Origin of the sequence: Dyadobacter sp. CY356, assembly GCF_021440195.1 — a bacterium.
Taxonomy (GTDB): Bacteria; Bacteroidota; Bacteroidia; order Cytophagales; family Spirosomataceae; genus Dyadobacter.
Map to the genome: position 1 here is coordinate 33,651 of NZ_JAJTSZ010000010.1, position 15,870 is coordinate 49,520.

Consider the following 15,870-nt stretch of genomic DNA (forward strand, 5'->3'; position numbering starts at 1 on the left):
AGTTTGTCAGAATACTCAGGCTGTTGTCGAAAAAATATCCTTTCGGAATAAAGGGAAATTGACAGTCTTACCAAATCTAACCAAAATAAAACATCATTTCTATGACCAAAAGCTCTAATGCTAAATTATGGCTAAGAGGGGTGCGTTATCCCGTCATGCAGTCCATGCTGGCCCTCTGTACGCTATCCGCAGGTGCTGCAAATGCCGCCGCCGCAAAGACGTTTCCGTCTGAAAAAACAAGTTTAAACAGTAAGAATAACAAAGCTGAAAATTTTCTACTTCCAAGTAAAAGCGTAAACAGTTCAGTATTATCCGTCTCGCCGGGTGTAGGCGTTGAGCGGACTATTACCGGAAAGGTACGTGGTGATAAAAACGAAGAACTTCCGGGCGTAAGCATCATTCTGAAAGGTACCCAAAAGGGGACCACTACGGATGTGAGCGGGAATTATTCCATCGTTCTTGGCGATGAGCCAAATCCTGTATTGGTATTCTCTTTCGTGGGCTCTGCAACGCAGGAAGTTGCCGTTGGAAACAAAACCGTGGTGGATGTTGTGCTGGTATCAGATGCCAAAGCGCTTAATGAGGTTGTTGTCGTAGGTTACGGAACACAGAAGAAAAAAGATCTGACCGGCGCGGTAGCGATTGTGAACGTGTCTGAAATGCAGCAGCAGCCTACTGCGCAGATTACAAGCCAGTTACAAGGCCGTGCATCTGGTGTTACCGTACTGGGTTCTGGTCAGCCGGGTGAGGCCCCACAGATCCGTATACGCGGTATCAACACCTTTGGAAACAACGCGCCGCTTTACGTGGTTGATGGAGTGCCCACGCAAAACATCAATGATATTAACCCGAATGATGTTGCTTCCATGCAGGTTTTAAAAGATGCCGGATCAGCATCTATTTATGGTTCAAGAGCAGCCAACGGGGTTATTATCCTGACAACAAAAAGAGGAAGCGGAAAAATCAAGGTGCAGTATGATGCCTACGCAGGAACGCAGCGTCCGCAGTCGGGAAACGTATGGAATCTTCTGAACCCGCAGGAAACTGCGCAGCTTAAGTTCAACGCGCTTAAAAATGTAAATCCAAATGATCCGATCTCGGATCCTTTATACGGAAGCGGAACTACGCCGGTGTTACCCGACTATATTGCGCCCCAGGGACTAAAAGAGGGAGATCCGCTGACAGACCCGTCGCTTTATAACGTGAATCCAAACTACACGAGCACGGACGCTTATAACAGCTTTTACAGAATCACCAAAGCCAATAAAAGCGGTACTGACTGGTTTCATGAAATTTTCAAGCCGGCTTCCATCACCAGCCATAACCTTTCGGTAAGCGGTGGAGGTAATCAGGGCAGTTATCTATTTTCGGTTAACTATTTCAACCAGCAGGGTACGCTTCTGAACACGTACCTTAAAAGATATACTGTCCGCTCAAACAGTACCTATAACATCACAGAACACATTCGTGTGGGTGAGAACATCGCATTTTCTGTGACAGATAACCCGCGCGTGAACTCTTCTACCGAAGGAAGTGCGATCGGGATGGCTTTCCGTCAGCAGCCGATTATTCCTGTTTATGATATTATGGGTAATTATGCGGGTGGTTATGGCCAGGGACTTGGAAATGCGAAAAACCCGGTTGCCATTCAAAACCGTACGCGCAACAATTCCGGACAAAGCAACCGTCTTTTTGGAAATATGTATGCTGAAATTGACTTTCTGAAAGACTTTACTTTGAGATCCAGTTTCGGAGGCGAGCTTTACTCGGGAGCATACCGTTCTTTTGCTTACCCTGAATATGAAAACCAGGAAAACAATACGATCAACTCATACACAGAAAATGCCTTTAACGGATTTAACTGGACATGGAGTAATACGGTCAATTACCAGCACGTTTTTGGTGAGATCCATGATGTGAAGGTACTTGTAGGGGTTGAAAATTACAGAAACCGTGGAAATTACCTGGGTGGAACCACGACAAGTTATTTCACTTTTGATCCTGACTACACAACGCTTTCCACAGGCTCGGGCACACCAACCAATTACAGTGCAAGATTCAAGGATGGACTTGCCTCGCTGATCGGAAGGATTGATTATGGCCTGATGGATAAATATCTTTTGGGAGTAACAATTCGCCGTGATGGTTCTTCAAGATTCAAAACCTACCGCTACGGCTGGTTCCCGGCTGTGAGCGCAGGATGGAGAGTATCCAAAGAAAAGTTTTTGCAGGATGTGAACTGGCTAACGGATTTGAAAATTCGCGGGGGATATGGTGTAATGGGAAACCAGCTTAATGTGGATGCTGCCAACGCCTACACAACCTATGGCCAGGACCGTACTTCTTCCTTCTATGATGTAACAGGGTCGAATTCGACAACCATGATGGGTCTTCAAAGAACGCGTATTGGAAATCCGGACGCTAAATGGGAAAAGAACATTAACAGCAACGTGGGTGTGGACGCCACCTTGTTTGGCGGAAAACTGGATCTTACCGTGGATTACTATCGTAAGGAAATCCGCGATCTTTTATACAACCCTGAACTTGCAGGTACTGCCGGACTTGGAACTGTTCCCTATATCAACATTGCCCGCATGAGAAATCAGGGTATCGATCTGGCCGCTTCAACGAATCTGAAAGTGACCAATGATCTTAAATTCAATGCTACGCTGACTTTCACTACCTACAACAACAAGATCATTTCATTGACTGACGGGGTTGATTACTTCGATCAGGAAGGAAGAAGATTTAGCGGTAGTTACGTGGTTAGAAACTCGGTTGGGCATTCGATCGGTCAGTTCTTTGGCTATAAAGTGGATGGCTTCTGGAATTCTCAGGAGGAAATCAATACAGCCAACGCCCAGGCGCAGCAAAAATCCGGAAATTCTGCAACCGTTTATCAGTCAGATGTGGCTGTGGGACGTTTCCGTTATGCGGATACAAACGGTGATGGCATAGTGACTTCCGATGACCGTACCTACCTTGGAAATCCAAATCCTAAATTCAGCTACGGCATCAACCTGGGTGCTAATTACAAGAATTTCGATTTCAGTATATTTCTATACGGCTCGCAGGGTAATGACATCTGGAACAACGTGAAATGGTGGACTGATTTTAATTCAAATTTCCAGGGTGCCAAATCTCAAACAGCACTTTACGATTCGTGGACTCCGGAAAATCACAATGCCAAGGCGCCGATCCAGGAAACGGTTGGATCTTTCAGTACTTCCAATGTTCCTAATTCCTACTTTGTTGAAAAAGGTTCTTACCTGAGAGCAAAAAACACGCAGCTTGGATATACATTCCCGGCCGGGGTGCTTAAAAAGATCAAGATCGAAAAACTACGCGTGTATGTGCAGGCGGCCAATTTGTTTACGATCACCAAATACTCTGGTCTTGATCCTGAAATTGGTACAACTTCGAACACCAACAATACCTCGGGCGGAAGTTCAAACCAATCGTTTGCAACAAGCACTTCCTTTGGTATTGACGAAGGGGTTTATCCAAACCAGCGCCAATTCCTGATCGGTCTGAACCTGACTTTTTAACATTTAACTCGCAAAGACATGAAAATCAAACATTATATATTAGCATGCAGTATTCTGATCAGCGGCGTGATGCTCGACGGCTGCCAGGGTGATCTTGATATCGCTGCGCAAGGTGCTTTAAGTGAAGAGCAGCTTTATAACCGGGCCGGTGTTGACGCGCTTCTGGTTGGGGCATATGCTGCATTGGATGCGCAGTATTATGGAAATGGCAGTGCTTTGAACCTTGCTGGCACAAATGCCTGGGAGGCCTCTCCGGACAACTGGACCTTTGGCAGTATTGCCGGTGGTGATGCGCACAAAGGAAGTGACGGAAGTGATCAGCCAGCCATTGATGCGATCGCCAAATTCTCGGCAGACCCAAGCAACAGCTATTTTAACAGCAAGTGGAGATCTGTTTATGAGGGTATTAACCGAGCTAATTCGGTTATTCGTGTGCTTGCGCTGGTGCCTGAGATCTCGGAAGCAGACCGTCTGAATATAAACGCTCAGGCGCGTTTTCTTCGCGGACACTATTATTTCGAGCTTAAAAAAATGTGGAACAATGTGCCCTGGATCGATGAGACGATCGCAACGGCCGACGCAGCTTCTCAAACCAATACGGTAGATATCTGGCCGAAAATTGAAGCAGATTTTCAATATGCTTACCAGAATTTGCCAGCGACACAGTCGGAGGTTGGTAAAGTGAACAAATGGGCGGCGGGTACTTATCTTGCCAAATCATATTTGTACGAGAAAAAATATCAGGAGGCAAAAACGCTTTTTGATGCGGTAATTGCGCAAGGTGTGACAAGCAACGGTTTAAAGTACGCACTTACCAAACGTTTTGAAGATAACTTCGATGCGGCAACAGATAACAGTTCAGAATCTGTATTTGCCATTCAGATGGTAGCCAACGACGGGACCAACAACATTGCCAATGCCAACCAGGGCGATATGCTAAACTTTCCCTACGGTGACAGCCCGTTCCGCTGCTGCGGATTTTTCCAGCCAAGTCAGGATCTTGTCAATTCATACCGCACAGATGCTAGCGGGCTTCCATATGTGGATGATTACAACACGCATGCTGTGAAAAGTGACCAGGGCCTTGCCTCAACGGCACCTTTCACACCAGATGCCGGTACGCTTGATCCTCGTCTGGACTGGACGGTAGGACGCCGTTCGCTTCCTTATCATGACTGGGGATATCACCCTGGCGCATCCTGGATCCGTAGCCCGGGCGGAGCTTATGCAGGTCCTTATTCACCAAAGAAGAATATTTACTGGCAGGCTACTCAGGACATTTATTCAGATCAGAGCTCATGGGCACCTGGTACTGCCATTAACTATAATGTGATCCGTTTTGCCGATGTTATTTTAATGGCCGCAGAAGCAGAGGCTCAGCTGAACAATCTTACACAGGCTGAAACCTACGTTAATTTGGTTCGCGCAAGAGCTGCTGATCCGGTAAATTACGTATACAAATATGCCAACGACAGCGATCCTGTGGCAGGTTTCTCGACCACGCCGGCAGCCAATTATAAAATTGCACTGTACCCGTCAGGATCGTTTGCCAGCCTTGGTCAGAGCGGTGCTTTGAAGGCAATTTATTTTGAGCGCAAACTTGAACTTGCCATGGAAGGACACAGATTCTTTGACCTGGTACGCTGGGGAACTGCTCAGACGACTTTAAATGCTTACTTTACTTATGAAGGTACTGTGGCAACCGATATCAGAGGGGGAAGTTTTTCTGCTGCGAAAAACAATTATTACCCGATCCCACAGCGCCAGATCGATTTAAGTACCCAGAGTGGCAGCTCATCGCTTACGCAGAATGCAGGATATTAAGTTGCCTTGCATTGCACAGTGACATAGAAAAAGCATAGTTAGATTTTTATAACAAAAGAGGATATCTTCAAAAGATGTCCTCTTTTGTTATATATAACGGTGATTTACTTTATTATTTGAGCCCATTTATGATCTGAATAATTTATAAATTCGGCTATTTGGTGTTTTTGAATCCGCATATTCTGAAATTTAAATTTTAAATTCAATATCAACTTGCTAGACATTGGGCAGCACCCTAAAATCATTGGCATTGACCTGACCGGTTCCGAGCAAAAACCATCCGGATTTTGCCTGCTCGAAAACGCTCATGCAATCACATACAGGATTAAACAGGATGAGGAAATACTTAACCTCGTTCAGAGCCATAAGCCTTCTGTCATTTCACTGGATTCTCCCTTGTCTTTACCTTTTGGCCGGATTTCGCCATTTGATGATGATCCGGGCAGAAAGATTTATGGCATCAACCGTTCCTGTGAAAGGCAGCTGCTCGCGCGCGGAATAAGATCCTATCCGCCACTGATTCCCAGTATGCAAAAACTGACCCAAAGAGGAATAAAACTTGCCGGGATTCTGCGTGGACTGGGTTATACAGTCATTGAAAGTTACCCGGGAGGAGCTCAGGATATACTGGGGATACCCAGAAAAAGTAAGGGGCTTGACCAGTTAAAATCCGGATTACGCATGCTTGGCATTTCAGGAGAATTTATAAATGCAAAGGTGTCGCATGACGAAATTGATGCGGTAACCTGCGCGTTGGTTGGGCTTTTTTATCTAAACGGGCAATTTGAAGCTCTGGGTAACGAGCAGGAGGGATATCTGATCATTCCTAAATTAGTTTGAAGATGACGCTTATTGGGAACCATGTAAAAGAAAAAAATCTCAGCTGATTATTCTATTGATAATCAGTTGAGATTTTTCAAATAGTTCTAAACACCTGGTCAGTTATTTTGTTTTAAGAATCACCTGACCATCCGGATAGTTGATGTCCGCTTTGTTTTCTGCGGTAATAAAAAAGCTTTCCGGCTCAAAAGGAGTGGCCGTATTAAGCTCACTTTTTAGTCCTTTTGAAAATAGGCCGGATTCATTTTTTAGCTGGCCAAGGTTTTTAATGCCGTTCCCTTTTGTATTGGCCCACAGCACATAGGTATTGCGCGATTCAACCAGATTATCTGCCGGTGCTAAATTTTTCACCGATAATTTAACTTCATAGTTGTCGTTTTTATCTTTTTTCATTTTAATGCTTCCTTCCGCAGCAGGAACAATAGCTGAGTTATTAAATACAAATTTCTTACCGCAAGAGGTAAAAAACAGCATCATGGCGAAAAAAACGGAGTAATATAAAAAAGTGGATTTGAATGATTTTTTCATTTCTGTAATATTAAAGAATAGCTTAAAATGGTGATGATATTAATTATTTGATCATCACGCTAATTCAGTCTTACTATTTTTATGCCAGAAAATGTTTGGGTGCTATAAAGGATTCATGCACAAAAAGAAAAGCCGCTACGAATTTTCATCGTAACGGCTTTTCTTTTTACTATAAGGTCAAATCAAAAGTTTGAAGCCTTGCCTGTATCCCACCATAGGCGTGATGCAATATCATCTTTTGCTCCCGTACCCATTTTAGATACTGCATCTGTCACAGCAGCGGTATTACCGGTTCTTTCCGCATTCACAAATGGCATTCTTTTGATCCATTCATTTGCAGGAATAACGCCCCAGTCGCCATTGCTGTCATTTTTTGCGACAACAGGTATTTTAGGATAGCCGGTTCGTCTGAAATCTACCCATGCTTCCAACGTGTTGGTGAAAGTGTTCAGGTATTTTTGTGTGATGATTTTTTCAAGTTTCAGCTCGTTTGAGTCTGCCTCGTTCCAGGCCACAGTTATGGTTGAAGACGCAGTGAAATTGTTACGCGCATCAATCGGATCTACATAATTGATAGGTTTGCTTGTCGCATCGGCGATATAAGCATCCACGCCACTGGCACCCCAGTCAGCGAAAGATAATTTGATACCATTTTCGTAATTGGTTTTTGCATCACCTGCGCCTGCCCAGCCTCTCAGACTTGCCTCTGCTTTAAGAAAAGCTACTTCTGCTGCCGTAAAATTTCTTCTGGTCTGAACAGTTTGGAAACTTTCTGCAACTTTTGAGAAAGGCACGTGATCCGCCTTGGCTTTGATGTATGCACCATTGCGTATCCCTTTGTAAGGCATTGTTGGGTGATCTGCATACAAGGCCGCGTTGGCTGATGACATAGGCGCATAATATTGTGAGATCCTTCCGTCTTTCAACCCGATCAAAAACGATTCCATCGGTGCGCCCATGCGCGTATCATCCCATTCATAACTGATCTGGGCAACAGGTATTTTATTCCCGTTCAAAGAATTGATAAAATTGTCAGAATTGGCGGTTATCAGTCCGGCAGGATCACTCAGCGCTTTTTCACCTTCTATTTTGGCAGTGGCCGGATCAACTTTTGAAATACGCATAGCCAATCTCAAACGCAGCGAATTAACAACTTTCATCCATTGTGGTACGCTTCCGGCATAACTTGTCGGATCAAATTTTTTGAAACCGGTATAGGTTTTATTAGCCCCAAGATCTGTCTGGATAGAATCAAGCTGTTTGAAGAAAACCGGGTACAATTCAGATTCTTTATCATAAAGAATTGAATTGGCAGTGCTTCCGTATTGAGAATAAATGATCGGGCCGTGAACAGCTGTTAATTTGGACATAGCCAAAATACGGATCAATTTAGCCCAGGTTGCAAACAATGGTAAATTATTGTCTTTTGCCAGTTGTATTACCTGTTTGGCCGGAGACATTACACTACCATATTCGCGTCCCCAATAAGAGTTCCAGCGGATATAATAGGTTGTGTTATTGACATTACCCACAAAATCGGTAGGTGTACCCATGAATCCCATCCAGTTGTCTGCGCACAGATCTTCCTCTACCTGGTGGCCGTTCAAATTGAAGATCATGTTGGAAAATGGAGAGCCTACCAGGTTAAAATCTTCTTTAAGCAGCTCATCCGAAATCTGATTCGGGTTCTGGTTTGTCTCGACAAAATTATCCGTGCAGGCTGCCAGCGCAACCAGGGATACCAATGCTATAAATATCTGTTTCATGTCAATGATTTTAAAGTTTTTAGAAAGTAAACTTCAGGTTCAATCCGTAAGATCTTGTCGATGGTAAGCCAAACACGTCAGTAGACTGCAAAGCGTTGTTTGTACTCATAGCCTGCTCAGGATCGAATGGTGCTTTTTTGTAGAAGAAGAACAAGTTGCGGCCTACAAACGAAAGAGAAGCATTTTTGAACACCGGGTTGCTGCCTTTGCTTTTGAATGTATAACCCAAAACAAACTGTCCTAATCTTACGTTAGTCCTTGAAAATACATAAGGCTCCATAATCTTGTTTCTGTCACCAATGGCAGAGTAATAAGTATAAGGTGCAATGGAGGTAACAGCTGCGCCTTCAGGTGTAACCGCATTGATCGGAACTGTTCCTGCATCTCTTGCCTCAGCAGATCTTTCACTCACACCGTATGAATCCAGAAATGCTTCTGTTTTAGAGAATGCAACACCACCGAATTTACCATTTACCAGTACGCTTGCAAAGAAGTTGCCATAATTCAGGTTGTTGGTCCATCCCACAAGAAGTTTAGGATTCACATTACCCACAAGTGTCTGGGTTGCTGCTTTGGTTGGAACACCATTTTTGTCAAGAATAATTTGCCCGGCATCATTGCGGGCAAATTTGTATACGTAAACATCATTGAAAGAACCACCCGCTTTGATGATTGATGCAAAACCCTCGTTATCGCCGCCTACCTGATAGGTTGGATTGGAAGCGATCAGCTCAACAATCTTGTTTTTGTTCTGGGAAGCATTCAGCGTCGTATTCCATGTGAAATGATCGGTACGGATCGCCTCTGCATTCAGGGTCAGCTCAAATCCGTGGTTTTCAATTTTTCCTGCATTAACATAATAAGTTGTGTAGCCTGAGCCGGATGGGGCAGTCAGTTCAAGGAACTGGTTGGTACTGGTGCCGTTATAATAAGTGAAATCAAGTCCCAGCTTGTTATGGAAGAACTTAGTTTCAAGACCGTACTCGTTGGCTACGATTTTTTCAGGCTTCAGGTTTGTAAAAGGTACCTGTGTTGGTCTGTTGATACCACCAATACCGCTTGGCCCGCCTGCGCCGCCGATAGAACTTAAAGGAAGCACTCTGTTATAAGGCACTTCGTTGGCTGTTTGTGAAAACGATGCCCTTACTTTTAACAGTGAAAAAGCCTCAGGCAAATTAAACATCTGGCTGATTACAGCAGATCCACCCACAGATGGGTAAAAATACGACTGGTTGCCGGTAAGAGCCAGTGTAGATGCCCAGTCATTACGTCCGGCCAGATCAAGGAACAAAAAGTCTTTGAAGCCCAGCGACAAGTTGGCAAATACGCCTTGTTTGATCGTATTGCTGTAATCCGGAATGCTTGTGAACATTACATTGTAAGGCATGTTGGCAAACGTAAATACGTTTGGATATTGCAGCGATACTGTACCATTGTTTACTGTGATACCATCATAGTACTTGTTTTTCTGATAACTGGCACCCACAAGCGCGTTCACGCTGAAATCACCAAAATTCGTATTATAGCTCAGAATACCGTCAGAATAAATGGATTGGTCTGTGTATTTACTGTAAGCCCAAGTACCGTTCGGGCTAACGCTTACAGAGTTACCACCGGCTGCGTAGCGCTTGTCATCCAATACATTGTTGTAATCCATATTCGCCCGCACGTCAAATTTAAGATTTTTTGCGATCTCATAAGACAGTTTCACGTTGGCAATAATACGGTTGTAAGTTTGCAGTTTTGGGTCTTTGTGAAGTTCCCAGTAAGGATTGTTCTGCTTCTCTTCGGTCGAATACCAGTTCATTTTATCCATGTTCCGGTCCGGGTTGAAGACTGCATAATTTTCCTTGTAGCTATTAAAGTCGCGGTCTCTTGCAAAAAGATATAAACCAGTCAGCGGGTTGTTATAATAACCTGCACCCGGGCGGTTTTTAGATTTTTCAGAAGACAAGATAATACCAGAGCTTACTGTGATCTTGTCATTCATCAGTTTGGTACTTTGTCTGAACGAAAAGTTATTTTTACGGTAAGTATTCGTTGGCATTATACCATTGGAAGAAATATTGGCATACGAGAAATAAACATTTGTTTTGGCATTGCCGCCGGTAATGCCAACCGAATTGGTAAAGGTTGCACCAGTATTGAAGAAATCTTTGATGTAATCCTTCTGATAACTGTCAGATTTAACCTCAGCTGTTCCGGTTGGGGTCCAGCTGTAATCTCCACCCACAGATCCGTAACGGTACTGGAATTTAGGAAGTCCGGATACTTTTTCAAGTACTGCGCTTGAATTGAAATCCACAGATACCTTACCTTCCTTACCCTTTTTGGTCGTAATCAGGATTACCCCGTTGGCACCCTGGCTACCATAAAGAATGGATGCATTGGCTCCTCTAAGAATGCTGATACTTTCGATGTCAGCAGGGTTAATGGCAGAAAGACCATCACCACCATCTGTACCGCCGTAAGAACCCGGCTGCGCGCCTTTGTTATTTACCATCGGAATACCGTCGATTACATAAAGGGCTTCACTTGACCCTTGAAGCGACTTGTTTCCTCTCAATACTGCCCTTGTAGAACCACCGGCTCCGGAGCTGCTTACCTTGATGTCAATACCTGCTGCTTTACCATTAAGGGCATCAACAAAGTTAGTATTGGACGCTCTTCTTAATTCTTCGCCACCAATCTGCTGTGTTGCATAGGTAAGCGCTTTTTTATCTCTTTGGATACCAAGTGCCGTTACGACAACTTCACCAAGCAGCGCAGAAGATGATTCCAGAACGATGTTCAATATACTGAGTGTTCCAACCGGTACTTCCTTGGTATCATAACCGATGGATGAGATCGTCAAAATAGCTGCATCGCTGGTGATCTCAATTGAAAAGTTACCTTCTGCATCCGTAATTGTACCTTTTTCGCTACCTTTTACGATGATGGTAGAGCCTGGTATTGCTTCACCTTTGCTGTCGGTAACTTTACCTGTGACAGGTCTTACTGCGATTTTTGATTTGACTGTACGCGTAGAAACAGCTCCCGCTTTCATCGGTGCAGCGGCAACCGAAACATTCATGGAAGCTGTAAAAAACACAATTTGGCAAAAGGCAAGTTTCGTCCACAAGGGACACTTTATTTCCTGCTTTTTCATTGTTCGGATAGTTAATTGGTTAGGAAAATTTTGACATAGAGACTCCGTTCATTCAGGAAGAATGATTAAATCTGTGAAACCTGTAAGCGTCAGTGCAGAGGTTTCTTTGCGCGGCGGGAATTTAATGTAGAGGGTTTAGGGCATAGGCATTAGCATAGGTTTTATGAAACAGCTATTTTATTTGGCTATTTTCACAGTGAACAGATAATTGATTTTGTAATTTTTTTCAAAGTAATCATTTAATTAGGTAATTATCATATTCTGTAAGGGATTAATTTTTATTTTTTTTTAATTAATTGATTTTAAGCATCTCAGAGCATTATTTTGTGAATATAAATTTATACTATTCCAAGTTGTACTTTTACTGGTCATTGCAACACCTGAATTTTTTTGAATCATAGATTGACTATGCGGCAGTTCTGCTGCACGCGGTATAAACCCTATGAATCTATTGTCTGGCAGGTCAGGAACCTATGTTCCTATACGAGATTAAAAGCGGAGTGCTATTTTTTGTTTGAAGATATCTTATTATTGAAATATTACTATTTTAATCTTTCAGCTGATGCGCCAACTTCGTTTAATTACTTTTTATAAAAGATAGATTCCAAACCAGCTTCGGGGGCGGAAAAGATATATTACCTGGTTATGTTAAAAAATTTAGCCCGACGGAATTTTTCTTGCAAACAAGAAAGGAATAGTTATTTTTGCATATTAAATCTAGCAACTAACTAGATTACTACTCATCCATAACAAATTTTAAATAGTCAAGTTTACCCATGAACACCTGTTTATTTTCTTCCAAGTATTTTCTTACTAATTATTTCAAGTCCGGCTGCCACAAGCGCTGTTGAACCTGATCAACTTTCACCCTGCTTCAAATAAAATTTCCGGATCGTTATATCTAGCAAGACCAAGGTCCGGCCAGACAGCTCATGGATAATTTTTTCTGAAAGCTTCATCCATTCATTTATCCATACTGTAAACATGAAAAAAAATCTAGTCTATTTATTACTGGTACTTTTCGCCGGGACACTCAGTCCTGTCTTAGCCCAGAGCGACATAACCGTTACCGGTCAGGTAAGATCACAAGTTGAAAATGAAGTTTTGCCCGGAGTTTCTATTTTAGTAAAAGGCACATCACGCGGGACGGCCACCAATGCCGAAGGGAATTATGAACTTCAGGCGGTACCTGGCGCAACGCTGGTGTTTTCCTTTATTGGTCTTAAAACAACGGAGCAGCTTGTTCCTGCTGATGGGAAACTGAATGTGATCCTTGAAAGTGATAATACGATTCTTCAGGAAGTTGTTGTTACGGCCCTGGGGATCACCAAAGAGAAAAAATCGCTTGGTTATGCGGTGCAGGAGCTTAAAACCAAAGACCTTGCCGAAGCAAGAGAAGGCAATCTTGTCAATGCACTTTCTGGGAAAATTGCCGGTGTCAACATTACCAATAGTCAGGGAGGCATGGGTTCTTCACGGATCGTTATTCGTGGCGAGACCTCGATCGCCGGCAATAATCAGCCTCTTTTTGTTGTAGACGGTATTCCGGTAGATAATTCCCAACTGGGTGCAGGTGCGAACGGATCACGGGATTTTGCAAACGCAATTTCTGATATAAACCCTTCTGATATTGAATCGATCAGTGTTCTGAAAGGGCCTAATGCCGCAGCTTTATATGGGTCCAGAGCTTCCAATGGCGTTATTTTGATAAAAACCAAATCGGGAAGATCTGCGCAGAAAGGTCTTGGCGTCTCACTTAATATCGGCTATACCTTTGACAAACTTCTGGTGCTGCCAAAATATCAGAACGTATTTGGCCAGGGTACAGGCGGACAGTTTTCATACAAAGATGGAAAGGGTGGCGGAATAAATGATGCCACAGATGAGAGCTGGGGCCCTAAAATGGACGGTCGTCTGATCCCGCAGTTTTTCTCTAATGGCCAGGCTGTTCCCTTTGTAGCGCATCCGGACAATGTCAAAAATTTCTTTGAAACAGGCCATACCCGTTCAACTGGTGTTTCAGTATCGGGATCAAATGAAAAAATTGATTTCCGTTTTTCATTCAACAACAGCAAACAGACCGGCGTTATACCTAACACGGACATTTCCAAAAATTCATTTGGTGTAAATTCCACTTACAGGATTAACGATAAACTCACCCTTTCTACAAGCGCTAATTTTATACGCACCGCATCAGATAATCTTCCCGGAACATCCGGTCGCGGCAGCAGCGTTATGCTCCAATTCTTATGGTTTGGACGTCAGGTGGATACCGGGCTTTTGAAAGATTACAACAAAGGCGGATTTGATTATAACTGGAACCATAGCTATTATAGCAACCCTTATCTGCTGCAATACGAAAATACTGTGCAGCAGCGTCGTGACAGATTCTTTGGTAATGTAAACCTGAACTACAAGATCACCGACTGGCTAACTGCCACTGTGCGGACCGGTAATGACTTTTATACAGACAAGCGTAAATTCAAGGTTGCATACGGAACCAATGGTACGCCATTCGGTTCGTATACTGAGGATGGTTATGTTGTAAATGAAAATAATACGGACTTTAACTTCAACCTGCATAAAAAACTGGGAGCTGATTTTGAAGTGGACTGGCTTGTGGGGGGAAGTCTGAGAAGCAATTTCAACGAACAAAATTATCAGCAGGCACCAAAGCTGGCTGTAAGTGATCTTTATACGCTGAATAACTCACGTGATGCATTGATATCTTATAATCTGCTAAGAAAACAAAAGGTTTACAGTGGATTTTCATCAGCTCAGATCGGTTTCAGAAACTATGCTTTTTTAAATCTTACTGCAAGAAATGACTGGTCTTCAACGCTTCCGGCTGGTAATAATTCTTATTTTTATCCTTCGGTTAATGCCAGTTTTATAATCACTGATGCGTTTAACATCAAAAGCAACGTGCTGACCTTTGCAAAGATCCGCGGTGGCTGGGCAGAAGTTGGGAAAGATACCGATCCATATCAGCTTATCAATACCTATCCTTTCAATCAGCCCTTTGGCAGCAGCCCGCTACTTACGGTTTCTGATGTGCTGTTAAATTCAAATTTAAAACCGGAGATTACCCGTTCCACAGAAATAGGACTGGATCTGGCTTTTTTCAGAAACCGGGCGCGACTTGATTTTAGTTATTACAATACCAATAGTTACAACCAGATTTTAAAGGCCGATGTAAGTCCGACAACCGGTTACAAGCAAAAACTTTTGAACGCAGGCCATATCAATAACCATGGCATCGAAGCGATGCTTACCGTAAAACCGGTTGAAACAGCATCAGGTTTTAAATGGGATGTGGGTATTAACTTTTCAAAAAACGTTTCCAAGGTGATTTCTTTGGATGATGAAGGTTTTTTGAATGACTATAAACTGGGTTCGAATGGTTCAGCAGCTGTTTATGCAAGCAAAGGGCTTGGCTATGGTGCCATTTTTGGAACTGCTTTTTCAAGGGATGCCGCAGGGGATATCATCATAGGAGCCAACGGGCTGCCGGTTCGTGATGCAAATCTGAAAGTACTTGGCCATTACACGCCAAAATGGATAGGGGGCATAACCAATTCGTTTTCTTTTAAAGGATTTAATTTAAGTGTGCTGATCGATACCAAACAGGGCGGATCGCTTTATTCCGCAACGAATGCAACCGGAAAATATACCGGTGTTCTGATTGAAACGCTGGAAGGCAGAGATGCTGAACACGGAGGCTTGACTTACTATTTTCCAGGCAATAACAAAGCTGCGGCACCTGTGCAGTTGGCTGCCGGCGGTTCTGCGCCCGGGAATGCGGTTGTATACGAGGACGGCATCATTGCGAAGGGCAATACTGCGGATGGTAAACCAAACACAGCCATTGTTTCGGCTGAGCGTTATTACAAAGGTGTTTACAGCAACAGTGCCGGGATTAACGAAGCCAGTGTTTTTGATGCTTCTTTTATCAAGTTAAGGGAAGTAAAACTTGGCTATACCATTCCACAGTCTTTGGTAAGCAGATATAAATTGCAAAATGTGACTATATCTGTTTATGGACGCAATCTGGCCTTCCTGCAAAGAAAGGCAACAAACATAGATCCGGAAACCGCGTTCAGTACGGCCAATACCGGACAGGGGCTTGAATCACTTCAGCTTCCGACAACCAGTTCCTACGGTTTTAACCTGAACATAGGATTCTAATTTATTCGCAAAGCGGATCTCTCATTTT

At 43.4% G+C, this 15,870-nt stretch carries 7 protein-coding genes; 4 read left to right on the forward strand and 3 right to left on the reverse strand.

Features of this window, described 5'->3' with window-relative positions; translation table 11 throughout:
• Window positions 1-101: 101 nt before the first annotated feature.
• The 3 genes from LXL81_RS25225 to LXL81_RS25235 all read left to right on the forward strand — a co-directional run bounded on the left by LXL81_RS25225 (window position 102) and on the right by LXL81_RS25235 (window position 6,212).
• On the forward strand, window positions 102-3,548 hold the full coding sequence (locus LXL81_RS25225; RefSeq protein WP_234650146.1) for a TonB-dependent receptor: 3,447 nt from the start codon (window positions 102-104) through the stop codon (window positions 3,546-3,548).
• Between the two features lie 18 nt (window positions 3,549-3,566).
• Window positions 3,567-5,372 (forward strand): RagB/SusD family nutrient uptake outer membrane protein, encoded by a 1,806-nt coding sequence (locus tag LXL81_RS25230; protein WP_234650149.1) that lies wholly within the window; start codon window positions 3,567-3,569, stop codon window positions 5,370-5,372.
• 213 nt (window positions 5,373-5,585) lie between these two features.
• Window positions 5,586-6,212: a DUF429 domain-containing protein gene (locus LXL81_RS25235; RefSeq protein WP_234650152.1), complete on the forward strand. Its 627-nt coding sequence runs from the start codon at window positions 5,586-5,588 to the stop codon at window positions 6,210-6,212.
• Window positions 6,213-6,314: 102 nt separating this feature from the next.
• On the opposite strand, the gene LXL81_RS25240 is transcribed toward LXL81_RS25235, so the two are convergent.
• The 3 genes from LXL81_RS25240 to LXL81_RS25250 all read right to left on the reverse strand — a co-directional run bounded on the left by LXL81_RS25240 (window position 6,315) and on the right by LXL81_RS25250 (window position 11,654).
• Window positions 6,315-6,740, reverse strand: coding sequence for a hypothetical protein (locus LXL81_RS25240; protein WP_234650154.1), 426 nt, complete (start codon window positions 6,738-6,740; stop codon window positions 6,315-6,317).
• A gap of 182 nt (window positions 6,741-6,922) precedes the next feature.
• Entirely contained in the window at window positions 6,923-8,506 is a 1,584-nt protein-coding gene (locus LXL81_RS25245) for a SusD/RagB family nutrient-binding outer membrane lipoprotein (protein WP_234650156.1), read from the reverse strand.
• A 19-nt stretch (window positions 8,507-8,525) separates the two neighbouring features.
• On the reverse strand, window positions 8,526-11,654 hold the full coding sequence (locus LXL81_RS25250; protein ID WP_234650158.1) for a SusC/RagA family TonB-linked outer membrane protein: 3,129 nt from the start codon (window positions 11,652-11,654) through the stop codon (window positions 8,526-8,528).
• 984 nt (window positions 11,655-12,638) lie between these two features.
• On the opposite strand from LXL81_RS25250, the gene LXL81_RS25255 reads away from it, so the two are divergent.
• The gene (locus tag LXL81_RS25255; protein ID WP_234650160.1) at window positions 12,639-15,842 is read left to right on the forward strand and encodes a SusC/RagA family TonB-linked outer membrane protein; all 3,204 of its coding nucleotides are present in this window, start codon (window positions 12,639-12,641) and stop codon (window positions 15,840-15,842) included.
• Window positions 15,843-15,870 lie beyond the last annotated feature (28 nt).

Coding starts and splice junctions, on each gene's coding strand:
- LXL81_RS25255 (WP_234650160.1), top strand. CDS start 12,639: ATGAAAAAAAATCTAGTCTATTTATTACTGGTACTTTTCGCCGGGACA.
- LXL81_RS25245 (WP_234650156.1), bottom strand. CDS start 8,506: ATGAAACAGATATTTATAGCATTGGTATCCCTGGTTGCGCTGGCAGCC.
- LXL81_RS25225 (WP_234650146.1), top strand. CDS start 102: ATGACCAAAAGCTCTAATGCTAAATTATGGCTAAGAGGGGTGCGTTAT.
- LXL81_RS25230 (WP_234650149.1), top strand. CDS start 3,567: ATGAAAATCAAACATTATATATTAGCATGCAGTATTCTGATCAGCGGC.
- LXL81_RS25250 (WP_234650158.1), bottom strand. CDS start 11,654: ATGAAAAAGCAGGAAATAAAGTGTCCCTTGTGGACGAAACTTGCCTTT.
- LXL81_RS25240 (WP_234650154.1), bottom strand. CDS start 6,740: ATGAAAAAATCATTCAAATCCACTTTTTTATATTACTCCGTTTTTTTC.